A 23090-nucleotide genomic window follows, 5' to 3' on the forward strand; every position below is an offset into this window, starting at 1 on the left:
GCGTGCAATCAACAAAAACAATAAACAAGAGGTGGAAAATGAAACTGAATAGCCGTGTGATCCCGTGTCTCTCTGCACAGCGAAAGTGCGCTGTCTGGATTAAGTTCACCAGTGCCATGGCACTACTCAGCGCCTCTTCTATTGCAGGTGCCAATGGCATTGCTCTAAACGAACAAAGTGCAAGCAGTGCGGGAACTGCTTATGCGGGAAGATCATCCTCCGCGCTGGATGCCAGCACGATCTTTGGAAATCCTGCAGGCTTGACCAAGTTGAAACGCAGTGAAATTTCCGGCGGGGCAGCGGTGGTCTCGGTTAGCGACGATATCAGTAATGCACAAAGCAGTGCCCCAGGAACGAATGAGGGGGACTCGGTACCTTTGGGGGCCATTCCTTTCGCCTATATGTCTACGCCGCTCGATGATCGTTTTTCGATTGGTCTGGGCCTCTATGCTCCGAGTGGTCTGATCAATGATTACGAGGGCTCTTTTCAGGGCCGCTACCATGGCTCCTACAGCACGACCAAGGAAATAACCCTGCAGCCCACCATTGCCTATCGAATCAATGATTACGTGTCCATTGGTGGCGGACCGACCATAAACCGTTTCAATGCAAAGCTTCAGAATTACCTGGCCACCGGTGCCCTGAACAACGGCCAAGACACACTGGTCACCATTAAAGGCGATGACACGGCACTTGGCTACAACATCGGCGTCTTGTTTGACTTGAGTGATGCGACCCGTTGGGGGATTAACTATCACTCGAAGGTGAGTTATGAACTCAAAGGGCATACTGAAGTTACCGGCTCCCCGAGCGTTATCCCGCTGGACGGAAAGTATGACGCCAAGCTAGATCTTACGATGCCCGAATCAGTGGATACGTCCATCACCCATCATTTCGATAGTCGCTGGACGGGATACCTGGGGACCACCTGGAAACGCTGGAGCCGGATCAAGAAGGTCGAGGCAGTCAACAGCGGTCTTTCCCCCCTGGGTCAGGCGGCTGGTCTGGGACGCGTGACCGAAGAAATGAACTGGCGCGACACTTGGTCCACCGCAATTGGCGCATCCTGGCAATTGAACCAACAATGGCTGCTGCGCGCAGGCTACGCCTATGATCCGTCGCCTATCAGAAATGCCGATCGCAGCGTGCGCGTTCCGGTCGGGAATCGCCAGGCCGTGACCTTGGGCGGCGCTTATTCGCCGAACCCCGACCTGACGATAGACTTTGCTTATGGTTATCTGTGGGATTCCAAAGTTTCCGTAAAGCACTCGAACAACTCCGGTCTTCAACCGGAATACAGTGCCAATTACGAAAATAGTGCGAATGGAATTGCAGTGCAGGCAACCTATCGGTACTGATCGCCGGTGACGATCGACCGAGGGTGTGTAAAAACGTTTTTTGAGCACGACCGGTACTCAAAACTGGACTGGAAATCGCACTTCCACGCGAAATCCACATCTGCTGACGTGCCGATAAATTTCAGTAGGCACGCACACTTCAATTTTGGCGAAGCGTTTTTACACACTCTGGACCTATCGCCGACGCTCGCAAACGTCTACGAAACTAGGGGCGATTCACACTATCGCGAAAGATATGCTGAAATCCTAATAAACATTACGCCCCCATAACATTAAAGGCAGCGGTGCGGAACGCGTCCGCTGCCTTTGTTTGTTGTGCGTTTTTAGTTCTTCTATGGATGTCGTAAACTGTTGTTGCGCAGCATGCGGTGACAGTTTGAATAGCCAGGTCTATGACTCCGATTTTCCGATCCGCACTCTTTGGCGTTGGCTGCGGAGTTTGCTTTATTGCCATTTTGTTCATTCATCCATTGCTTTTTCTTGCTCTGCCGATACCTTGTTTTGAGGTTGATAGAGTCGCGGTATGGTTGTGTGCCCGGTAGGTGAAATGGCATTACCAGTCGTTCCCTGTAACCTTGCCTTTTCCTCTTTCAGCCATTCGTCCATTGCTTTTTCTTGCTCTGCCGACACCTTGTTTTGAGGCTGATAGAGTCGCGGTATGGTTGTGTGCCCGGTAGGTGAAGCGGCATTGCCAGTCGCCCCCTGTAACTTTGCGTTTTCCTCCTTAATCCATGCGTCCATTGCTTTTTCTTGCTCTGCCGATACCTCGTCATGAGATTGATAGTGCCCCGGAGTGGCTATATGTCCACTGCCGTCATAAGTGGGCTCGTCGTTTTTAACGGTGCCATCCTTCAAGTGCTCCGATGAACCAGCAATGCCTCTTAAGCTTCTATCGTCATTTTTAGTTTCAGTCGCAGCCTGGCTTGAGTTGGGATTGACAGAGCTTTCACTCGATTTAACGGTGTCTGCGGTGGGTGTATCACTAGCTGTGAGGGTGGCGGGAGCGGAGGCGGTTTCTACTTTAACTTTTGATTTGTTTTTCTTTGCCAATTTATTACTGTTTTTTTGCATTTTCTTAATTGTTGGAACAGCAGAGTTCAGTTTCTGTTTGTTCTTGCGGATAAGATTGTCAATTGGAACGTAGCTAATGATTTGGTTGGGTTTTCTTTTGATGTTCGAGTTATAAAATTTCACTTGCTTCTGTGTTAGCTGAATATCAGCAATAGGCGGCAACCGAATGAGACCAATAATTGCCTCGCGAGCAATGGCATATGTAAGCTGGTCAAAGCTGTAAACGAAACTATTACTTGATTTTGGTACGGTAGGGGAGAGTGTCATTATTTCAATGGCACTATCATGCTTGGCGAGTGTTTTTCCTGCCACTAAATCCTTATAGGTGTAAACAACATTGCACTTCGATCGGATTCCACCCCAGGCGTTGCTTATAGACACTGAAGATACTTCTGCGCTTATTTCAATGCGGCCACTGTAATTTCCAAATTCGATAAAGCGATCACTGTTATGAATTTCCTTCTGGGTCGCATTCTTGATAGCATTCCCCCAGTTTGAAATCTGCAATTCACCTGAAAAACTATTGTCAATGGATACATTTTCTTTGTTTTTTATTTCTGCCGGAAGAACAATAACATCTACATTGTACGCAAAGTCATAATAGTCAATATCAGAAACGATACTCTTGTTTCTTTCGCTCGAGATTTCTGAGTAGTTTCTTATGTTGGCACAACTTGTCACTCCGAAAAAGCTAAAAGCCAGCACGAGTAAGGCAGTTCTTTTTTTTATCGACATGTTACTCTCCTATAATTATTGATTAAGGGCTTGCTTTGTCGCTGGCACATAACAGTGATTAAACCGAATTCGGCGATAACGAAATAATAGAGGTCTGTAGATAACTCTGCGCTGCCAATTCCGACTTTTTTTAAAATTCTATATAAATCATAGGTCTATTTTCACGCCCAACCCCTCAGCTGTAATCGCGCGACTTCTGTTTTTTTGACGCCAATACCACTAGCCGATGACAGACGACGATCAATAGGTGGTCGAGGAAACTGAGTGTAACCCTTGGCTTTGGGAGGCCGCTTTTGGTCTAGGCATTGTGAAAACGTGCATTGGTGGCTCAAATGTGAGCTACCTGAGCGCTGTCTTATGCAGATATGATACGGCATTGATAAATTTGGATACGGCATCATGAGTACACGTTCCGACCTTCTGACCACCGCTGAACTATTGTTGCGTACAAAGGGCTATGCAGCTTTCAGTTACGCGGATCTCGCGGCTGACATCGGCATCAAGAAGGCGAGTATTCACCATCATTTCCCGACCAAGGAAGGTCTGGCAATTGCCATTGTTGAGAGCTACCTGTTCCGGTACAAGAAGCAGCTGGAGGTTATCAATGATGAATATTCCGGCATTATTGAACGTCTCGATGCCTTCGCCCTGATGTTTGCGCAAAGCAGTGAAAACGGCATGTTGCCGCTCTGTGGCGCCTTGGCCGCGGAATTACTGGCATTGCCGCAAAGCTTAAAGGAAATGACGCGGGATTTTTTCGAAATCCATCTCGACTGGCTTCAGGCCAATATCGCTCTAGGCCAAGCGGCAGGGGAGCTCAAAGCTGAGCTGGACGGCGTGAAGATCGCCAGAGTCATCCTGAATACGCTGGAAGGTGGCAGCTTTGTATCCTGGGCGCTGAACGACCAATACGACCGTTCTTCTGGATTCGATTTCATTTTAGATGGACTTCGGGTGGCCGAACCGCGCCACTAATGCCCGACCCGCTTTTTTTGCTTCATGAGACGACCGATTCTGCCATCGCCAGCTCGGTCTGCTGTTCCTGCCAAGTAAGTGGCTCCAGCGGCTTATCGCTCACCTCCTGAATTTTATTCCCGCGTACTGGACTGACGAGAGCCTGTCTCGTCTCCCGGTTGTGCTGCGGATATCTGCCCATGCCTATGGCCTGAGGTGGAAAGGCTATAACCAATAAGATGGCAAACCCTATATTTTAATAATGATGTCTACGTATTCCAGGCAGGCCGGGTCGCGGGTGCGTTTGTTCGGCAGCTGGGGATAGGTTTAAAGATATCTTGAATGGCTGCCTACTAGTTGGTAGGGTTGTGTCTCTTTCGGGCGGTCAAACGCCTGGTCCATCCAAAGAGGATTGAATAAATGAGCAACAACCTGAACGGTATCGACGTAGCCGCACTCCAGCAATTTGCCCAAGGCGTTGCTGAGGATGTGACCAAGCGCAAGGCAAGTTTCAACGTCAAGACCCAATGGGAGCACCAGACTCGCTCAGTCGCGAAAGTCAGCCGTTACAGCCTGGCAGGTCAAACCTACTCACGCGATTTTGAAATCGTGGCCGATGAGCCAAATGAATTGCTGGGCCAGAACACCGCGCCTAACCCCCAGGAACTGTTGATGGCAGCACTCAATGCCTGCATGTCGGTCGGTTATGCCGCCAACGCCGCAATGATGGGTATCAAGATTCATAGCTTGGAAATCGAGACGGATGGCACCCTCGACTTGCGCGGTTTTCTGGGTATTGAAGAGAGTGTCAACCCAGGCTACGACGAGGTAAGTGTGGTTATTCGCCTGCACACCGACGCTTCCCGTGAGCGCGTTGAAGAACTGCACAAAGTGGTGCTCAAGACGTCGGTCAACTACGCAAACTTCTCGAAAGCCATCCGTATGGTGCCCACCCTCGAAGTTCGTGAAGGCTGATTTCGCCGATCCGTTGTTCAGACTCTCCACGCACCAGCAGGCGATGAGTCGTCCTGGTGCCAAGTTTTAAATCTTGATCAGAAGGACTGATGAAATGAGCAATTTCTTTAAAGGTCAAAAACTGTTAGTCGTCGGTGGCACCAGCGGAATGGGCCTGGAAACGGCCCGCATGGTTCTCAAGGCGGGCGGTAGCGTGGTGCTTACCGGAAGCAAGCAGGATAAGGCCGAGGCTGCACGCCGCGAATTGAGCCCGCTGGGTTCTGTGTCCGTGATCGTCGCCAACCTGATGACTGAAGAGGGCATGAATTCCGTTCGGCAGGAAATCAACACCCACCACAGCGATATCAGCCTGATGGTGAACGCTGCCGGGATTTTTATTCCCAAGCCGTTCACTGATCACGACGAAGCCGAGTACGACATGTACCTGTCGCTCAACCGGGCGACCTTTTTCATTACGCAAGCCGTGGTCAAGAACATGCTTGCCGCCAAGCGCGAAGGGGCGATAGTCAACGTCGGCTCCATTGGTGCACAGGCAGCATTGGCCGGTTCACCGGCATCGGCCTATTCCATGGCCAAAGCGGGGCTGCATGCATTGACCCGCAACTTGGCCATTGAATTGGCCCACTCCGGAATCCGGGTCAATGCAGTCTCGCCAGGGATCGTCCATACCTCGATCTACGAGGGTTTCATGGACAAAGAGGCGATCCCGGAGGCAATGAAGTCGCTTAACGCTTTCCACCCACTCGGGCGAGTCGGTGTTCCCGAAGATGTGGCTAACACCATCCTGTTCCTGCTTTCCGACAAGGCGTCCTGGGTGACCGGTGCTATCTGGGATGTGGACGCCGGCGTCATGGCGGTACGTGCCTGACCACATCGGCAAGCGCGGCCTGATGAAAGTCCCCGTTGGGGGGGCTTTCTGTCGTCACCCTTTGGCTGGATTCAACTATTTGCTTGAAACGCTGGCAACGCGGTCTCTATTAATTTTGGTGCAGGATGAATTATGCAAACCCCTTCAAAAAAATATGCAGTGGATATCTGGTCTGATTTTGTCTGCCCTTGGTGCTGGATTGCCAAGCGTCGCTTCGAGAAAGCGCTGGAGCGTTTTCCTGAAAAAGACAGTGTGCAGGTAAATGTCAGGGCCTATCGTCTGGCGGCGAATCAGGCACCAGAGCCTATGGTTGCGGCTCTTGGGCGCAAGCTTGGAAACCCGGACTTCGCTGCCGCGATGATGAGCACTGTCAGTGAATATGGCCAAGCTGATGAGCTGGATTACCGTTTTGACACCATGCTGTTTGGCGACACCGCTGATGCCCACGTATTGGTCAAGGCAGTTGAAGATCCGGCAGCGAAGAAGCGTCTGGTGGAGGCGCTGTATGAGCAGAGTACGACCCATGGTAAGTCATTGTTTGATCGCAGCAGCCTGAACACTATTGCCAAGGCAGCAGGTGTATCGGATGAGTCAATTCAACTGGCGTGGTCATCCGTTGAATTGCGCGCAGAGATGGAGGAGGACGAACAGATCGCCGCGCAACTGGGTTCGGGTGTTCCTTTGTTTGTATTCGACAATGCCTTCTCATTATCCGGTGCTCAGCCCGAGGCCGCGTTTCTTGAAGCGCTGAATAAGCTGCAAGCGAAGTCAAAGACTGAGGATGACGCGTTCATCGGCCAGATCTGCGGTATAGATGGCTGCAAGACTTGATCGGCGGAAGGTGTGCGGCACTGAGTAGTGCCGCTTTCCAGTAGCATAGAAAACGAGGCAAAAATGAGCCGTATCGTTGAGTTGAGTGCCCCACAGTTCGCCCGTTTTGTTGCCAAAGGCAGCAGCGTCGTGCTGTTTTCCGCGTCGTGGTGCAAGCCTTGTCAGGAGATGAAGTCGGTCTTTCATGCCTTGGAAGAAAAGCTCCACGCCTTGGCGGCTTTTGGAAAGATCGATGTGGCGGTGTCTCCGACGATCTCGCAGATGTACGGCATCCGTGCAGTGCCATCCTTGGCGGTGTTTCACGAGGGTCGGTTGCTCCGGGTCATGCCCGGGTCCCGTTCAGTTGCAGCGCTGAAAAAAGCGGTTCTTGCGGAGTTGGAAGAGGCCGTGTAACCAGATCCGCTGTTCAGCATTGAATGCCACTTTCTGGATAACCTCGGCTTTCTGCTGGTCGGTAAAAACGCCTTCAATGCCTTTGATGGTACCGCGTGGCAGGGTGTGCTCCTTAACGTTCGAAATGGGATATCAGGATGCGCCCGCGGCATATGCCGGATAGTCGGTGTAACCCTTGGCAATCGTGTCGCTCACCCCGTAATAGGTCGTGCGATCTCCCTCAGCCAATGGCCAGCCGTACTGCATGCGTTCCACCAGATCGGGGTTGGCGATATAGGCGGTGCCGAAGGCGATCAAATCGAGCTCGCCTTTAGTCAGTTCCAATTCAGCGAGGGCTTGGGTAAATCCGCCGGCCGCCATCAACGTGCCTTTGTAGGCTTCACGAAACGCGGCACCGAAACCAGGCGGCGTCTGGGCGGCGAGGATGGTCGGTTGATAGTTCAGGTGAACGTACGCCAACTCACGTTCGTTGAGCGCTGCCGCCATGCTCATCCAGGTCTCTTCTTCGCCTTCGTACACACCAAAATCATAAAGGCGACCAAATGGCGAAAAGCGCACGGCAACGTTCGAGCTGCCGATTTCATCAGCAATCGCGTCAATGGTTTCGAGCAGGAAACGCTGGCGATTGACGATTGAGCCACCGTATTGGTCAGTGCGGGTATTCAGGGCGCTGCTGAGGAACTGGTCGAACAGAAAGCCGTTGGCCGCCATGATTTCGATGCCGTCAAAACCTGCTTCCATCGCCAGGCGCGCAGACTTCACAAAGTCGGCGGTAACGCGTTTTACTTCGTTCGTCTCCAATGCACGTGGCACGCTGGGTTGCACATGGCCGGACTTGCCCGGTTCGATCCATGCGTAAACCGTGGTGTCGACCGCCGGCTGCGTACCCGAAGAAACCGGGACCGCGTTATCCGGGTGTACCGATACATGGGACATACGGCCGACGTGCCACAACTGCGCGAAAATCTTCCCTCCCTTGGCATGCACCGCATCGGTGACCTGACGCCAGCCTGGCAAGTGTTCATCGGCGTAAATACCCGGGGTGTACAGATAGCCGCGGGCTTCTTCGGAAATCGGCAGGCCTTCGGTGATGATCAGGCCGGCGGTTGCGCGCTGAGCGTAATACAGCGCGGTGAATTCATTTGGGATGTTTTCCAGAGTCCGAGTGCGGGTCATCGGAGCCATGACAACACGGTTGGCCAAGGCGGTACCGGACAGATCGTAAGGGGTGAACAACTTATTCATGATTAAACTCGACGTCGTTGACAGGTTGAAAGCCAGCGTTTGATTTATGACTTATCGAATGCGTCCAGCACGTGTGTGCTGTAGACCAGCGCGGCGCCTGCGTTCATGTTGATGGCTACGCCAAGCGCTTCACCGATTTCCTCACTGGTAATACCGATTTTCTTTGCTTCGGCGGCGTGGAAGGCGATGCAACCGTCGCAGCGGGTGGTCACGGCCACGGCCAGGGAAATCAACTCGCGAGTCTTCGCATCCAGATGATTGGTCTTGGCGCCTGCAGCGCCGAGTGACGCCATGCCTTTCATTGTTTCCGGAGAAAGGCCGTTGAGATCTACCAGACGAGTGTTGATGTCTTTACGAGTTTGCTTCCAATCTTGCATGGGATTCTCACAGGGATGTGGATGGTGGTTGTTACAGTGATGTTTAAAACTTGCCAACAAGCTACCATCCAGTTGGTAGGCTAACAACGTGTTCGTGCTGATTGTTACTATCAACACAATCGAAGATTGGATAGTCTCTCTTTGGCAACAGAACGCGGCAACTACTGCATCGTCGACAGGCGTCAAGTCTGCAGCGGCCAAGTCTGCTAGCCTTGAGGGTTTTGGGGGCTGTAGAAGGACTGATAATGCAGATGTTTAAAATCGAGGCGAACGGATTGATTCAGCTCCGTGAGGCTCTGAGTCAAGCAGCATTGCCCTTTGATGATGTAAGCGACCCGGGTCGGCAGTTTTTCCGTTTTGAGATGGACGGAAAATGGATCGCGTACGGCGGACTGGAGGGGGCTGGTCAAGACATACTGCTTCGCTCACTGGTCGTTTGTGAGTTGTATCGTGGGAAAGGGCTGGGCAAAGCTGTGCTGTCTGAGCTGGAACGATATGCTGCTTCCCAGGGTGCGCTTCGGTTGCACTTGCTAACTCAAAGCGCTACTGGATTTTTTACAACCAATGGGTATGAAATTTTCGATAAGGATGAAGCGCCGCTCGCCATTCGCCAAACCGCCCAGTTCAAGCATTTGTGTCCTGCGTCGGCAGCCTATTTACGAAAGTCGTTAGGCACCGCGGTGGTTTCGAAGTAGCCCGTTCAGGGAAAACGAATCCGTCGCCCTTTGCCCTGGCGTCAAACCAAGGTTTCGGCGAGAGCGGGGCCTCTGTCTGTTCCGAATGGAATTGCGCGCAAAGGTGCAGTACCTTGTATTTGTAGCACCCTCGTATCGCAGTCCTGTCCAGGTTGAGAGGTGGCCTTCATGAACAACATCATCTACATCGTTGGGGTCGTTGTGATCGTCGTGGTTATCCTGTCGTTCCTCGGGTTCGCATAGCTTCGAAGACCCACTGAACGATTGCCGGGCGCCGAAAGCAGTCAAGCCTTGACCCAGCGTTGACGGCTCCAACTGCTCAATGTATCGACGGCGAATACCAGTAGCAGCATGGCCAGAATAACCGTGCTGGCTTGAGCTTCCTGGAACAGGCTGAGGCTGACATAGAGCATTTGCCCCAAACCACCGGCACCGACGAAGCCGAGCACACTGGCCATGCGGATATTGTTTTCCCAGCGGTACAGGACGTAGGCCAGTAGCTGCGGCAACAGGTTGGGCAGTGTGCCGTAACAGAAAGCCCATACGGCGTTGCCGCCCTGCAAGCGGATGGCGTCGGCGGGTTCTGGTGGGGTGTTTTCCAGCGCTTCGGCGAACAACCGGCCGAGCACGCCCGTAGTGTGCAGGGCTAATGCCAGGGTACCGGCATTGGGGCCGAGACCGGCGGCAAGGACCATCAGCGCGGCCCACACCAGTTCCGGAACCGCGCGCAAGGCGTTGAGCACCAGGCGCGACGCGCTCTGCAATGGCCAGCCGAAGCGCCCGGCCGCGGGCAATGCCAATAGCAGACCGAATACCGCCGCGAGCAGGGTGCCCAGGGCGGACATGGCAATGGTTTCCAGGGCGCCGTGGCCGATGGCTTGCAGATGGCCGGCGCTCAGGTCCGGGCTGAGAAAACGCTGCGCATAAGCACCCATCTGCTTCAGATTGCCGGTGCCGCCGAGTTCACCGAGGTCGATGCCCAGGTAGCTGAACGAGGCGATCACCGCTGCGACGATGCAGAGCAGCAGTGCCAGGTTGATCAGGCGATTCATGTCAGCCTCCAGCGCAGCAGTCGGCTGAGTTGATCGGCGAGCAGTACCAATACGAGAAACGTCAGTAACAAACTGGCCACTTCACCGCCGGCGAACATGCGCAACGACAGATCCATTTGCTGGCCCAGACCGCCGGCACCGACGAAGCCCATCACCACCGAGGCGCGGATGGCGCATTCCCAGCGGTACACCGTATACGACAGCAGCTCTGCAGCGACATTGGGCAGGATCCCGTAGAAAAAGGCTGCGAGCCGACCGCTGCCCGATTGCAATAGCGCATGGACCGGGCGCTGGTCGACCGACTCGAAAATTTCCGCGTAGACCTTGCCCAGCATGCCGCTGTAGGTAATGGCAATGGCCAGTACCCCGGCGGTCGGACCGAGGCCGACGGCGCGCACGAACAGCAGGGCCCAGACGATTTCCGGCACGCTGCGCAGGAAGATCAGTAAACCACGTACAGGCCAACGCAGTAGCTGACCCCAATAGCTCGGATGGCCGGCGCGAGAGGCGGCAGACAGCGACAGAGCACGGCTGGCCAGCAGGCTGGCGGGGACTGCCAACAATAACGCCAGGGCCATGCCGACCGTGGCGATGGCCAGGGTCTGCAGGGTGGCTTGCAACAACAGCTCAATGAATTCCTCGCCATGGGCCGGTGGCCAGAAGGCTGAGACAAACCGGCCCATCTCACTCTGACTATCACTCGCCACCAGCACACTGAGGTCCAACTCGCTGAACTGGATGCCCGGCCACAGCAAGGCAAGGGCCAGCAAGGTGAACAGCAGGCGGGGCAGGGCGGCAGGATCTCGGGTATCACGGGTCAGCATCGCGGAATCTGCACACTCAAGGGCACCGGAGCAATCGGTGGGGATTGCAGTTGTTCGTTGGCGTAGAGCTTGTCGAGCAACTCTCCATCAACTTCGCTGGCCGCAAGGTCGAACAGGATCTGTCCATCACGCAAGCCGATGATGCGGGAAAAGTGCGCCAAGGCCAGTTCCACCGCATGCAGGCTGGCGACCAGGGTGACGTTGTGCTGCCGGGCATGGCGACAGAGCACCGAAAGCGTGTGCTGGGCCAACACCGGGTCCATGGCCGATACCGGCTCATCGGCCAGCAACACCTCGGGTGCTTGATACAGCACGCGGGCAATACCCACGCGCTGTAGCTGTCCACCGGACAGTTGCTGGCATTGCGCGAACAATTTGTCACTCAGGTCTAGCCTGGCCAATGCCGCGCGTGCGCCCGGAATATCCAGTGGATGCAACAGGTTCAACAGGCTCTTGCCCAGCCCCCATTGTCCCAGCTTTCCGGCCAGAACCGCGGTGACCACGCGCTGGCGCGGTGGCAGAGGAGGCGACTGATGGATCAGGCCGATGCGCGCCCGCAAACGCTGACGCTGACGGGCAGAAAGCTGCCAGGCTCGCTCGCCGAGCACTTGCAGCTCGCCGCTGCCCGGTCGCAGGGCGGTGGCCAGTAGATTGAGCAGGCTCGACTTACCCGCGCCGGACGGGCCGATGATGGCCACCTGTTCGCTTGCACCGATGTGCAGGTCCACGCCACGCAGCGCATGGACGCCGTTGGCGTGGGTAAGGCTGACCTGGGTCAGACGCAATGTCATTTGAGCAGTTCGGCGGCGAGGGCGGCTTCCTCGATGCCCTTGTAGTTCTCAGGCTTGGTTTCGATGAATCGGCTGGCGGCCTGCAGATCCAGAATCTCCTTGTCCGCAGGCTTCGCCGGATCGAGAGCCAGGAAGGCAGCCTTAATCTTGGCCGCGAGTGCTGGGTCGAGGGTCCCGCGCACCGTCCAGTTGTAGTCGAAGTAGGCCGGGGTGGTTGCAAACACTCTGACTTTGGTGGTGTCGACCTTGCCGGCAGCGACCAGTTTTTCCCACACGCTGGCGTTCAGTACCCCGGCGTCCACCTTGCCGGCCTGGACCCAGGCGACAGTGGCGTCATGGGCGCCGGAGTAGCCGACTCGGCTGAAGTAAGTTTCAGGCTTGATACCGTCCTTGAGCATAAAGTAGCGCGGCATAAGACTGCCCGACGTGGAGGACACCGAGCCGAATGCAAAGGTCTTGCCCTTGAGATCGGCGAGGGACTTGACGGCAGGGTCGGCGGTGATGAATTTGCTGGTGAATTGGGCGTCCTGTTCGCGCTGTACCAGCGGAATGGCATTGCCGGTTTTCAGGCGTGCCTGCACGAACGTGAAGCCACCCAGCCAGGCCAGGTCGATTCGGTCGGTGGCCAGCGCCTCGACCACGGCCGGATAGTCGCTCACAGGCACGAATTCGACCTTCATGCCCAACTGTTGTTCCAGATAGGCGCCAAGCGGCTTGAACTTGCGCAGCAGTTCGGTAGGGGCTTCATCGGGAATCGCGCTGACTTTCAGCGTATCGGCGGCCTGCGTCAGCAGGGTGCAAAAAGACAAGGTCAAGCCGATGGCCAATGCCAGGGTGCGCTTGAGCATGGAAAATCTCCGGTGTATTAACGAAAGAATGTCGAGACGCCAAGCACACGCTGATGGCTGCCTGGCGCTTTGTGAGGGTAGACGAAAGGAGCGATATTGACCGGTTTTGGCCCAATTGCAACCTGTAGCGAAGGGTACAAAACGATCTACGGCACATCAGCCCGGACACTAGAGTTAAGTTTCGGATTGGATGAGCCGTCCAGTGTTTTATCGATGATAAGATATTGATCGTCTATATCTTGCCATGAGTTTCCCTATGGATCGCTTGTCTACTTTGTTGTCACAGTTCGGCGTCCGCGCCAACCTGTTTCACAGTGGCAAGCTTTGCGGTGTGGCGTCATACGATGGCGCTGACCAGCGCGGCCATATTCACCTGCTGCAGGCAGGTCACATCACTTTACGCGGCCCCGATGGCAGCGACTTGCTACTTACCCGTCCCAGTCTGATTTTTCTGCCACGCCCAAGCCGGCATCAACTAATCCCGAGTGAGCCCGTGGGGGCTCGACTAGTGTGTGCGTCAATGGAGTTTGATGGTGGTGTCGGTAACCCATTGTCTGCTTCGTTACCCGAACTTTTGGTGCTGTCCCTGGATGAGCTGCCGCTGCTGGCCGATACATTGAGATGGTTGTTCAGTGAGGCGGCATCCGGACATTGTGGCAGGGAAGCAATGCTTGATCGCTTATTCGAGCTACTGATCATCTTGCTGCTGCGACATCTGCTCGACCACCAGGCGTTAAGTACCGGAATGATGGCGGGATTGGCCGATTCGCGGCTGGTGCGTTCTCTGGTGCAGTTGCACAACGCACCCCATCGTGCCTGGTCAGTTGCAGAGCTGGCGAGTGAGTCGAACATGTCGCGCGCCGCCTATGCCGCGCATTTTCGATCCGTTATCGGGCAGACACCCGCGGATTATCTTCTGAGCTGGCGGATCAGCCTCGCGCAGAAACGCCTGCGTGAAGGCCGACCGATCACGCTAATCGCTGACGAAGTCGGTTATGAAAGTCCTTCAGCGCTTGCTCGTGCGTTTCGCCGCAAGACGGGCAGCAGCCCCCGGGACTGGATGAAATCGCTGACGGGAGAGGGGCGGAGCGCTCTTGATATCCCCCTGAGCCTGGATCGTGATCATGACAGTATCTGACAAGGAAATGGCCTGAAAGCATCGGACTGCTTCAGGCCACCCCTGGAGGGAAGTTATCAGTTCAACGGGTTTCCAACTTGGTCAGAGAATGGCCTGCCACGAATATGGAAGCGGCAAGCAACCCTATGTCTTTGAGGAGAAATTGGCCCGGAGCAACCGTGATGGCTGGAAAACCGAGGCCGGGTTCAACCACTCCGGGTGTCGAGAACATAAAGGTCAACGTCGTGAAAAACAGTCCGGCAGACAACGCTCCACCCACCAAAGAAAGCTTGGGTGATAGCAGGTGACCCGCAATAAGAGCACCGATCGAGATCTCCAGGACGCCGAGTAAGCGAGAAAAGATATCTACACTGAAAATGTCATAAGTCCATCCTAATAGAGGGCTGTTGCTCACAAGCGGAACCAACCCCTGCGCCTCGTAATGGGTGAATTTCATGCCGCCGAACCAGAAATAGATAATGGCGAGTGCAAAGTAAGCACCGTAGGTGCCAATCGCCATGGTTTTAACCCCGAGCGATAATCTGTTGGATAGGCTGTTGCTAGGATTGTTAATGTTCAAGACGTTCATGGTGTGGGCTTCCAGAGGTTTGGCCAAGGGGTTTCAAAGCCCACGCGATAGACGTTGGGCGTGGGGATATTGTTGCCTCAGCCTTCGCTCTCTTGGGTTCTGAACGTACAGCGTTCAGTGCAGATCGTCTAAACCACGCGGGTGGGCCGACTCAGAAACGAAGAGGGTTATCGCCATGAACGAACAGAGCTGCGAGCTACTGGAACGGGTTTTGATAGCCCATGGCGGGCAAGAACGCTGGAACAGGTTCAACACGGTGAGCGCCAGCATTGTGACCGGCGGTTCACTGTGGGGCATGAAGGGGCTGACCCAGGATAGCGACTCGCGTCAGATGACTGTCTGGCTGCATGAGCAGAGAGCGTCGGTGATGCCTTTCGGAGCCCCGAACCAGCGTACGGCGTACACGCCCGATCGAATCGCGATTGAAACCACGGATGGCCAGGTGGTGGCGGAGCGCTCGGATCCGCGGGAGTCTTTCCGTGATCACGGAGAAACGACACCTTGGGATCCGCTTCACCGGGCGTACTTCAACGGTTACGCGCTGTGGTCTTACATGACGATGCCATTTCTGTTCATCTTGCCGGGTGTCAGGGTTGAAGAGATCGAGCCTTGGGAGGAGGACGACCAACGTTGGCGTCGTTTGCGGGTGCATTTTGCGCAGAGCGTGGTCACGCACTGTCCGGTACAGGATTTCTACTTTGGTGAAGACTTTCTGCTGCGCCGGCACGACTATAGCGTCGACGTAAGTGGCGGATTTCCCGCTGCCCAGTACGTTCACGACTATGTCCAAGCCCAGGGGCTCCATATGCCCAGCAAGCGCAGGGCCTATCGCCGTGACGCGAATAATCGTGCGATCGCGTCGCAGCTGCTGGTGGCTATCGATATCAGTGACATTCGTTATGATCAATAAACCAACAACAGCACCGCGATAATGACCATTACTCCTCCCGAGAGGCGACTGACCACTTGTCGACAGGCAATTTGAGGATCTCGCCCCTCCGGCATTTTGCTAATTACCGTCCGCCACCTTACGTTCTATCTCCGCTATTTTTTGCCTGAGCTCTTCAGCCTCCCGCTCCTGGTTTCGTGCTTCATCCAAACTTTCGGCGTCGCTGTCCTCAAGTTCTCTTTCGACCACATCGACGGGTTTGCCGGACGTCTCGGCAGGCGGGGCGTTCGAGGTCGTTTCTGATTCGTCGTCATTAACACGGTCATCATTGTTCATATCGCACCTCCATTGGCCTATACATTGGATACAGCGGTATGGATGGAGTTCGGGTTTTTCAACGTCTCGTCCCCGGCAAACCGCCTGATCGTTGCATAATGGCGCTAGGGTTTTTCGAGTTTCTGCAGGTAGCATGACGCTTTATCAGCGCACCAAATGACAGGTTGGTTAACGTAACCGAGTGGGTCGAACATTGATCGAACGACGTCAATTCAGCGGAGGCATGAAGGGCAAAAACCTCCGCTATCTGAATGAAAACACTGGTGAGCCTGCTCGAATGACTCGGGCGGGCTTTTTGCTGCTCGAGCATTTCTCGCTGCCTGCCTTCACCCAGGCACTGGATACGATTGTTACCGCGAATCTGCTGCGCCCCGGGTTGTTCTCTTCCCGAACGTTCGGCTTGAATGAGGGGGAGGTCATCAGCGATCTGGGCCTGGTCATTCGGCCGGATGCGCGCATCGATTCTTCAGCCATTCACAACCTGGACCTGCTGGTCATTTGCGGTGGCTACAGGACAGAACTGAAGGCGGCTGATGAGTTCATCAGCCTGATGCGAATGGCAGCAGACCACGGTGTCAGTCTGGCCGGGTTGTGGAATGGCGCATGGTTCCTGGGCAGCGCAGGTTTGCTCGATGGATACCGTTGCGCGATTCACCCCGAACATCGTCCCGCACTTGCGGAAATCTCCAAGGCGACGCATGTCACCAGTGAGCCTTATGTCATCGATCGAGACCGGCTCACCGCTTCCAGCCCCTCTGGGGCATTTCATATGGCGTTGGACTGGATCAAAGAACTACACGATAAAGCTTTGGTCGAGGGTATCGAGGACATTCTTGCTTTCGAAGAGTCTCGCTATCGACGCATCAAACCGGCTGAAAATATCTGTGTAAGCGCGCCGTTGCGAGAGGTGGTCAAGCTGATGGATGCCAACCTCGAAGAGCCGCTGGAACTGGAGCAACTGGCGGTCTACGCGGGCCGTTCCCGGCGACAACTCGAACGCTTGTTCAAGGAACAACTCGGAACAACCCCGCAGCGATATTACATGGAGCTGCGCATCACCGAAGCGCGTCGACTGCTTCAGCACACAGAGCTGTCACAGGTCGACGTGCTGGTTGCCTGTGGCTTTGTGTCGCCCAGTCATTTCAGCAAGTGCTATAGCTCGTATTTCGGCTACCGGCCTTCCAAGGAAAAACGACTAGTCAAATAAAAGCCGCTTTTTGAGTACCGGCGAGGATTCCCGATGGCAAAAAACTTGCTGCCGGGAATGGCCCGGTGGCCGCCGCTCGCTGGAGCTCGGTCACCGGACACGTCCGCAGACTCAGCCCTTGGCCGCCATCGCGGTCACTTCCACGCGCATCCCTTCAACCGCCAGGGACGCCACGCCAACGGCGGCGCGAACCGGCCACGGTTTGGCGAAGAAGCGCTGGTAAACTTCGTTGAAAGCGGCGCGGTCGGCCATGTCAGTGAGATAGATGGTCAGATGCAGAACCCGGTCCATGGAACTGCCGGCTAGTTCCAGCGCAACCTTGAGCGCTTGCAGGGTGCATTCACTCTGCAGGGTGATGCTCCCCAGCTCCAGGCTGCCGTCGGCACGGGTGGGGATTTGAGTGGAGACCAGCAGGCCGCCGAAACCGGCGACGTCGGATGAGATGGATTCCGGGTCTGGGTCGGGCAGGAAGATGAGGTCGCGGTTTGCCATGGGAGATCTCTTGCTTGAGGGGTTAGAGGGCGGTTGTGTATGGGGCAGCTGGCAGCGGGCTGAATCAGCCAAGCGGCCAGTTTACAGCCCCATCGTCGGACCGTTGGTGAATCAGTGTCGAAAACCCTCAAGGCAAGCAGATTTGTCGCGTTGGCCTCTACACGGCAGAGGCATCACCGGCTTGTTGCACTAACGCCATTGCAAACGCGCCAAAACCCACCGACCAATCCGAATAGTCATTCTCATGCATGAAGATGAAAAGGTCTTGCGGACGAACCTGTGCCTGAGCGCCGAGATTGTCGGCAATTTTTTTATAGAGCTCGCGCTTCATGGCATCACTTCGACCTCTACGCATCGTAATTTCAATCACGATCAGATTGTCTGAACGAGCGACGCCATTGAAGGTGCGGCTGTAAAAAAATTGTTCCCGGTCATAGTCCGCTACCAGGTTGAACAGTTCATCCGGGGGCATACCAATGCTGTCTATCAGCGCTTGGTGAATGCCGTCGACGATGCGCTGACGTTGCTGCTGGCTGGTGCCTTTGATGACGGCTGTTCGAACGAATGGCATGTGAGATTCTCTCAATTGATCTGGGATACACCCCTGCAATTCTGGCGACCGGGACAGGCAACCAGGCAAGAGTGCATTGGGCAATCTTCCAAAACCGGGACACGATTGGAAATCGATTTATGCGCCCGAAGTAATTGAGTTAAAGTCACTTGATGAAACGACGCCTCCCTCCTTTAAATGCACTCCGCTCTTTCGAGGCCGCTGCCCGATTGGGGAAAATGACATCTGCTGCCGATGAGCTTTCTGTCACGCCAGGCGCCGTGAGTCGTCAGGTGCGCCAGTTAGAGCTGAGCCTTGGGGTGGACCTGTTCGAGGGTACAAAAAATAAACCACGGCTCACCGCTGCCGGGAAGGAACTGCTGCCGGATTTGACGGCAGCGCTGGATCAGATCGAGGCCGCCGTAAGCAGAATCAGAAACACCGCGACGGGTGTTCTGGACGTGTCTTGCTTCAGTACGTTTACAGTCAAGTGGCTGATTCCGCGTCTTTTCGATTTCAATGCGAAGTACCCTGAGATCAAGATTTGCCTGAATTCCTTTGTCCACGCGACCGATCCGGGCCGAGACCGCTATGACGTGATGATCACTGCTGAGCAGGGCGTCCTTGAAGGTCAAAAAAATACCCTCCTGCTGTTTCCTGAAAGATTGGGCATCGTTCTGTCACCCGCGTTATCTGCGCGTATCCACCTCACTGAATTGAGTTCTATTTTCTTGCATCCGCTACTGCACACAAAAACTCGCCCGAATGCCTGGGCCAGTTGGAGTGACGCGATTGGATATAAGGCGACCGCGCCGGCCGGGGTGGAGTTTGAGCACTACTATTTCACATTGGAGGCGGCGATTTCCGGCTTGGGGATTTGTGTCGCCCCCTGGCATTTGGTGGCCGACGACATTCGTCTTGGACGTTTAGTGGCACCGTTCGGTTTTCACCAAAGTGACTACGCCTATATTGCGAAGCGAAGTCCGGACCCCAACAAGAAACTCGATCTGTTTTGCATCTGGCTGGCTTCTCAGGCCGAACAGGACAGCTTTGCGGGTTGAAGATCGCAAACGCAGATTCAACCGTCGCAGTTAAGCGAGCAAACCGCTTTTCGTAGGAGCCAGGCTTGCCGGCGAAAGCGCACTTAAGAACGCCTTCGCCGGCAAGCCTGGCTCCTACAGATCCGACTTATCCTTAACTGGCACTTGAAGTCAGCTAACGAGACTATCTGCAAGCCTCATGGCCTGCTGGATCGCGGCCTTGCGCGCACCAAGGTCAATGTCTTCCCCCAGGATGGTTTTCTCGACAATCACCGAGTGCACATCGCTCACGCCGATAAATTGCAGCCAGGCTTCCACGTAGGGCTTCTGAAAATCGAAGCGCTCCGCTGGTGTGATTGACTGCGCCGAAAAATCCAGGCCGCGGGCGTACATCACCACGGCGGTTTTGTTGTGCAGCATGCCTTGCAGACCGTGTTCCGGGTCGAAGCTGAACAGGATGTCTTTCTGCGACACCAGGTCGATGAAGTGTTTGAGTTTGTACGGGATGCTGAAATTCCACAGCGGGACGGACATCACCAGCACGTCCGCGCGATGCAGGTGCGCGGCCAGATCTTTCAAGGTGTTCCAGGCGTCTTGCTGCGCCGGGGTCAAGGGCGTGCCATTGAGCCCGGCGTATTTGGCGTCCATTGCCAGCGCGTCGAATTCCGGCAAATCCATGTTCCAAAGATCGAGGGTGATGATTTCGGTGTCCGGGGTGTTTTCTTGATAACGCCCAATGAAGCTGCGGGCGACTTCAAGGGAGGCCGACCGCTGTTTGCGCGGGGAACATTCGATATGCAGGAGGGTGGTCATGGAATGCCTCGGATGGGTGAGATAGACGCATTGCAACATAGTTGTATCTGGAATATAAATCGTGAATAAATTAGCCATTGATCACGTATAGAACTATGTTCGATGCTCTGCTGCTCAAAACATTTGTCACGGTCGTCGATGAAGAAGGTTTCAGTCGTGCAGCCGAAAAACTGCACCTGACCCAGTCTGCGGTCAGCGGTCACTTACGGCGACTTGAGGAACAGGTCGGTAAACCACTGTTGAAGCGTACGACCCGCTCCCAGCATTTGACGCCCGATGGCGAGCGCCTGATCGCTTATGCGCGGACGATCCTTGCGCTGAACCGTGATGCCTGGGCGCAACTGACGCGCACGCCGTTTCACGGGCGGGTGCGGATCGGGGTGTCAGAGGATTTTGTCGAAGCGCGGTTGCTGCGGGCTTTTCAGGATTTCGCGGCGCAGTACCCGGGCATGGAAATCGATGTGCAGGTGGGTATTCCTGGCACGTTGCTGAACCTGATGAAGCAAGGCGATCTTGAGCTGGTCATCGGTTCTCTGTGTGAAACCAGCGGAGCGGGGTTGCTACTGTGGCAAGAACCGCTGGTGTGGGCCTGGTCGGCGCAACCCGTCACCCGGTTACCGACACCGTTGCCGTTGGCGCTGTTTCCTGAGCCCTGTCCCTATCGTGAGATAGCGTTGAGGCGGCTGGCTCAGGCGGGGATCGCCCAACGTACGGCGATGTCCTGCACCAGCACCGCCGGGTTGCGGGCGGCGGCGTTGGCTGGTTTCGCGGTGGCGCCGATGACGGTCAGTCAATTGGGGCAGGGACTGGCGGCGCTGGGTGCGGAGCAAGGGTTGCCGGATTTGCCGGATGCGCAGTTTCGGTTGTTTACCGCTGCTGAAGCGGATCAGGCGATCGTGGCAGCGCTCTCTCAGCTCATTGTGGAGTATTGCTCTGCGCGAAGGGCTTGAGCATTTTGAGGCTGCGCTCGATAGCTGCTACAGATCGCATGACGGCTTCGTGAGATAGACTGATCAGCGGGCATCGGACGGTGGGGGTGACAGGTGGCGCGCTTCAGATGGATTCGCTGATCACGGCGGCGGCCCGTGCGCTCGCGGCGGGTGATCCCCTCGGCGCGCTGAACCGCATCGCCTTGCGCGACGATGCGCCAGCCCTCGCGCTTCGCGGCATCGCGATGGCGCAGCTGGGCGACCTTGTGCGCGCAAAGGCGCTGGTACGCAGCGCCGTACGTGCCTTCGGGCCGAAGGAGGCCTTGGCTCGCGCGCGATGTGTCGTCGCCGAGGCCGAGATCGCGCTCGCCTCCCGGGACCTGACTTGGCCGACCAAGGCACTCGACGCCGCACGGACGACGCTTCAGGCGCACGGCGATTGGGTCAACGCCGCCCATGCGCGGTACCTCGAGATCCGCCGCTTGCTGCTGATCGGCCACCTCGACGAAGCCGAACACCGGCTCGCCGAACTCGATCCGACGCCATTACCGCCCGCATCGAGGGCGACCTATGAACTGGTCGTGGCGGGCATCGCAATGCGCCGCCTGCAAACAAAGATGGCGCGCGCTGCACTTGAACGTGCCGAGCGTGCTGCACAACACGCCGGTATCCCCGCGTTGACGGCAGAGATCGAAAGCGCCTCCCGCATCCTCGACACACCGGCGGCGCGGCTGATTGTCGGTGGCCAGGAACGGCCGCTGCTGTTCGATGAAATTGAAGCGTTATTGGCATCACCCATGCTGGTCGTGGACGCGTGCCGGTATGTCGTGCGCGACGCAGGCTCGTCGGTTTCACTCGCCCGGCGTCCGGTGCTGTTCGCACTCGCCCGGGCGTTGGGCGAAGCGTGGCCCGCCGACGTGCCGAGAGAGACGCTGATTGCGCGAGCCTTTCGGATGAAAGTCGTGGATGACTCCCATCGCGCGCGGTTGCGCGTCGAACTCGGACGGCTTCGCGTGGCGCTGCACTTGATCGCCGATGTAGTCGCAACCCCGCGAGGGTTTGCGCTGGTGCCGCACGTTGCGCGTGACGTCGTGGTGCTGGCGCGGCCTGTCGAAGAGCCGCATGCAACGCTGCTCGCCTTCCTCGCTGACGGCGAGTCGTGGTCGAGTTCGGCCCTGGCGTTAGCACTCGGCGCCAGTCAGCGCACCGTGCAACGGGCTCTCGACACGCTGGCGGCTGCCGGCAAGGCGCAGTCGTTCGGTCATGGCCGGGCGCGTCGCTGGATGACCCCGCAGGTTCCGGAATTCGCGACGGTATTGTTACTCACGGGATTGCTGCCGGGTGACTAGCATCGACTTCACCACCCTAGTGAATGAGGAGCAAGACATGAAACATTCAACGGCCGAAATCATCCGCGAATACGGACCCTTTCCAGGCGTCGACAGCGTGCACGGCGTCACCCATGACGGCCAGCAGGTCTGGTTTGCCTCCGGCGACAAACTCAACGCACTCGATCCCGCGAGCGGCAAGACGCTGCGCTCGATCGATGTCGCCGCCCATGCCGGCACAGCCTTCGACGGCCAGCACCTGTTTCAGATCGCCGAGGATCGCATCCAGAAAATCGACCCACAGAGCGGGCGTGTGCTCTCCACCATCCCCGCGCCCGGCGGCGGTGGCGACTCGGGGCTGGCCTGGGCCGAAGGGACGCTCTGGGTCGGTGAATATCGCGAGCGCAAGATTCATCAGGTCGATCCCCAGACCGGGGCTGTGCTGCGTACCCTTGAGTCCAACCGCTTCGTCACCGGGGTGACCTGGGTCGAGGGCGATCTGTGGCACGGCACCTGGGAAGGGGACGAGAGCGAGTTGCGGCGAGTCGATCCGGCAACGGGCGAGGTGTTGGAGAGCATCCAGATGCCGGTTGGCGTCGGGGTCTCGGGACTTGAGTTCGATGGCCACGACCGGTTTTTCTGTGGTGGCGGCAACAGCGGGAAGGTGAGGGCGGTGCGCCGGCCTTAATAAGCGTGGGGGGGCGGGTATCGGGCCGCAACCCGCCCAGAAAAAACGAACTTGCGAAACGGCCGTGTCTCGAATTTAAAAGACTCGAGAAGAAG

Annotated in this window: 26 protein-coding genes; 14 read left to right on the top strand and 12 right to left on the bottom strand. The window is 56.1% G+C overall.

Annotated elements, in window-relative coordinates; translation table 11 throughout:
• The first annotated feature begins 38 nt into the window (after positions 1–38).
• Entirely contained in the window at positions 39–1358 is a 1320-nt protein-coding gene (locus MEB48_RS07445) for an outer membrane protein transport protein (RefSeq protein ID WP_237883268.1), read from the top strand.
• 459 nt (positions 1359–1817) lie between these two features.
• Here the strand turns inward: MEB48_RS07445 and MEB48_RS07450 are convergent, their stop codons facing one another.
• Positions 1818–3164: a hypothetical protein gene (locus tag MEB48_RS07450; protein ID WP_237883270.1), complete on the bottom strand. Its 1347-nt coding sequence runs from the start codon at positions 3162–3164 to the stop codon at positions 1818–1820.
• A gap of 399 nt (positions 3165–3563) precedes the next feature.
• Here MEB48_RS07450 and MEB48_RS07455 point away from each other — a divergent pair, with 399 nt between their 5' ends.
• The 5 genes from MEB48_RS07455 (at position 3564) to MEB48_RS07475 (ending at position 7185) form a co-directional block, all read left to right on the top strand.
• Positions 3564–4139: a TetR/AcrR family transcriptional regulator gene (locus MEB48_RS07455; protein WP_237883272.1), complete on the top strand. Its 576-nt coding sequence runs from the start codon at positions 3564–3566 to the stop codon at positions 4137–4139.
• 399 nt (positions 4140–4538) lie between these two features.
• Positions 4539–5093: an OsmC family protein gene (locus MEB48_RS07460; protein ID WP_237883274.1), complete on the top strand. Its 555-nt coding sequence runs from the start codon at positions 4539–4541 to the stop codon at positions 5091–5093.
• Between the two features lie 94 nt (positions 5094–5187).
• A complete protein-coding gene (locus MEB48_RS07465; RefSeq protein ID WP_237883276.1) occupies positions 5188–5961 on the top strand; it encodes an SDR family NAD(P)-dependent oxidoreductase in 774 nt (257 codons plus the stop codon).
• 132 nt (positions 5962–6093) lie between these two features.
• Positions 6094–6792 carry a DsbA family oxidoreductase gene (locus tag MEB48_RS07470; RefSeq protein WP_237883278.1) on the top strand — a complete coding sequence of 233 codons (699 nt, stop codon included), beginning with the start codon at positions 6094–6096 and terminating at the stop codon, positions 6790–6792.
• Between the two features lie 63 nt (positions 6793–6855).
• Complete coding sequence (locus tag MEB48_RS07475; RefSeq protein WP_237883280.1) at positions 6856–7185, top strand: thioredoxin family protein; 330 nt, start codon at positions 6856–6858, stop codon at positions 7183–7185.
• A gap of 132 nt (positions 7186–7317) precedes the next feature.
• Here the strand turns inward: MEB48_RS07475 and MEB48_RS07480 are convergent, their stop codons facing one another.
• Together MEB48_RS07480 and MEB48_RS07485 are read right to left on the bottom strand one after the other, a co-directional pair.
• The gene (locus tag MEB48_RS07480; RefSeq protein ID WP_237883282.1) at positions 7318–8430 is read right to left on the bottom strand and encodes an alkene reductase; all 1113 of its coding nucleotides are present in this window, start codon (positions 8428–8430) and stop codon (positions 7318–7320) included.
• Between the two features lie 44 nt (positions 8431–8474).
• Entirely contained in the window at positions 8475–8807 is a 333-nt protein-coding gene (locus MEB48_RS07485) for a carboxymuconolactone decarboxylase family protein (protein ID WP_237883284.1), read from the bottom strand.
• 245 nt (positions 8808–9052) lie between these two features.
• Between MEB48_RS07485 and arsN2 the strand changes: the two genes are divergently transcribed.
• A complete protein-coding gene (gene arsN2, locus MEB48_RS07490) occupies positions 9053–9502 on the top strand; it encodes an arsenic resistance N-acetyltransferase ArsN2 (RefSeq protein ID WP_237883286.1) in 450 nt (149 codons plus the stop codon).
• A 284-nt stretch (positions 9503–9786) separates the two neighbouring features.
• Here arsN2 and phnE (MEB48_RS07495) read toward each other — a convergent pair whose 3' ends face one another.
• Genes phnE (MEB48_RS07495) through MEB48_RS07510 form a run of 4 tightly spaced genes read right to left on the bottom strand, consistent with a single transcriptional unit; the run spans position 9787 to position 13017 of the window.
• A complete protein-coding gene (phnE, locus tag MEB48_RS07495; RefSeq protein ID WP_237883288.1) occupies positions 9787–10554 on the bottom strand; it encodes a phosphonate ABC transporter, permease protein PhnE in 768 nt (255 codons plus the stop codon).
• Positions 10551–11378, bottom strand: coding sequence for a phosphonate ABC transporter, permease protein PhnE (gene phnE / locus MEB48_RS07500; protein ID WP_237883290.1), 828 nt, complete (start codon positions 11376–11378; stop codon positions 10551–10553). The genes phnE (MEB48_RS07495) and phnE (MEB48_RS07500) overlap by 4 nt, the downstream gene beginning before the upstream one ends.
• Complete coding sequence (locus MEB48_RS07505) at positions 11372–12169, bottom strand: phosphonate ABC transporter ATP-binding protein (protein WP_237883292.1); 798 nt, start codon at positions 12167–12169, stop codon at positions 11372–11374. Before MEB48_RS07505 ends, phnE (MEB48_RS07500) begins: the two co-directional genes overlap by 7 nt.
• Entirely contained in the window at positions 12166–13017 is an 852-nt protein-coding gene (locus MEB48_RS07510) for a putative selenate ABC transporter substrate-binding protein (protein ID WP_237883294.1), read from the bottom strand. The genes MEB48_RS07505 and MEB48_RS07510 overlap by 4 nt, the downstream gene beginning before the upstream one ends.
• A 256-nt stretch (positions 13018–13273) precedes the next feature.
• Between MEB48_RS07510 and MEB48_RS07515 the strand changes: the two genes are divergently transcribed.
• A complete protein-coding gene (locus tag MEB48_RS07515; protein ID WP_237883296.1) occupies positions 13274–14155 on the top strand; it encodes a helix-turn-helix transcriptional regulator in 882 nt (293 codons plus the stop codon).
• A gap of 61 nt (positions 14156–14216) precedes the next feature.
• Here MEB48_RS07515 and MEB48_RS07520 read toward each other — a convergent pair whose 3' ends face one another.
• Positions 14217–14723: a YkgB family protein gene (locus tag MEB48_RS07520; RefSeq protein ID WP_237883298.1), complete on the bottom strand. Its 507-nt coding sequence runs from the start codon at positions 14721–14723 to the stop codon at positions 14217–14219.
• 175 nt (positions 14724–14898) lie between these two features.
• Between MEB48_RS07520 and MEB48_RS07525 the strand changes: the two genes are divergently transcribed.
• A complete protein-coding gene (locus MEB48_RS07525) occupies positions 14899–15633 on the top strand; it encodes a hypothetical protein (RefSeq protein ID WP_237883300.1) in 735 nt (244 codons plus the stop codon).
• 99 nt (positions 15634–15732) lie between these two features.
• Here MEB48_RS07525 and MEB48_RS07530 read toward each other — a convergent pair whose 3' ends face one another.
• Positions 15733–15948, bottom strand: coding sequence for a hypothetical protein (locus MEB48_RS07530; protein WP_237883302.1), 216 nt, complete (start codon positions 15946–15948; stop codon positions 15733–15735).
• A gap of 193 nt (positions 15949–16141) precedes the next feature.
• Between MEB48_RS07530 and MEB48_RS07535 the strand changes: the two genes are divergently transcribed.
• Positions 16142–17155, top strand: coding sequence for a GlxA family transcriptional regulator (locus MEB48_RS07535; protein ID WP_237883303.1), 1014 nt, complete (start codon positions 16142–16144; stop codon positions 17153–17155).
• A gap of 111 nt (positions 17156–17266) precedes the next feature.
• Here the strand turns inward: MEB48_RS07535 and MEB48_RS07540 are convergent, their stop codons facing one another.
• Both MEB48_RS07540 and MEB48_RS07545 read right to left on the bottom strand, forming a co-directional pair.
• Positions 17267–17647 (bottom strand): RidA family protein, encoded by a 381-nt coding sequence (locus MEB48_RS07540; RefSeq protein ID WP_237883305.1) that lies wholly within the window; start codon positions 17645–17647, stop codon positions 17267–17269.
• Positions 17648–17804: 157 nt separating this feature from the next.
• Complete coding sequence (locus tag MEB48_RS07545; protein WP_237883307.1) at positions 17805–18218, bottom strand: tautomerase family protein; 414 nt, start codon at positions 18216–18218, stop codon at positions 17805–17807.
• A 152-nt stretch (positions 18219–18370) separates the two neighbouring features.
• Here MEB48_RS07545 and MEB48_RS07550 point away from each other — a divergent pair, with 152 nt between their 5' ends.
• Positions 18371–19258, top strand: a complete 888-nt coding sequence (locus MEB48_RS07550; RefSeq protein ID WP_237883309.1) for a LysR substrate-binding domain-containing protein — start codon at positions 18371–18373, stop codon at positions 19256–19258.
• Positions 19259–19408: 150 nt separating this feature from the next.
• Here the strand turns inward: MEB48_RS07550 and MEB48_RS07555 are convergent, their stop codons facing one another.
• The gene (locus MEB48_RS07555) at positions 19409–20050 is read right to left on the bottom strand and encodes an FMN-dependent NADH-azoreductase (protein ID WP_237883311.1); all 642 of its coding nucleotides are present in this window, start codon (positions 20048–20050) and stop codon (positions 19409–19411) included.
• Between the two features lie 95 nt (positions 20051–20145).
• Here MEB48_RS07555 and MEB48_RS07560 point away from each other — a divergent pair, with 95 nt between their 5' ends.
• The 3 genes from MEB48_RS07560 to MEB48_RS07570 all read left to right on the top strand — a co-directional run bounded on the left by MEB48_RS07560 (position 20146) and on the right by MEB48_RS07570 (position 22995).
• On the top strand, positions 20146–21000 hold the full coding sequence (locus tag MEB48_RS07560) for a LysR substrate-binding domain-containing protein (RefSeq protein WP_237883314.1): 855 nt from the start codon (positions 20146–20148) through the stop codon (positions 20998–21000).
• Between the two features lie 107 nt (positions 21001–21107).
• The gene (locus tag MEB48_RS07565) at positions 21108–22328 is read left to right on the top strand and encodes a helix-turn-helix domain-containing protein (protein WP_237883316.1); all 1221 of its coding nucleotides are present in this window, start codon (positions 21108–21110) and stop codon (positions 22326–22328) included.
• A gap of 37 nt (positions 22329–22365) precedes the next feature.
• Positions 22366–22995 (top strand): Vgb family protein, encoded by a 630-nt coding sequence (locus tag MEB48_RS07570; protein WP_237883318.1) that lies wholly within the window; start codon positions 22366–22368, stop codon positions 22993–22995.
• Positions 22996–23090 lie beyond the last annotated feature (95 nt).

Origin of the sequence: Pseudomonas sp. PGPR40 (assembly GCF_022014505.1) — a bacterium.
GTDB lineage: Bacteria > Pseudomonadota > Gammaproteobacteria > Pseudomonadales > Pseudomonadaceae > Aquipseudomonas.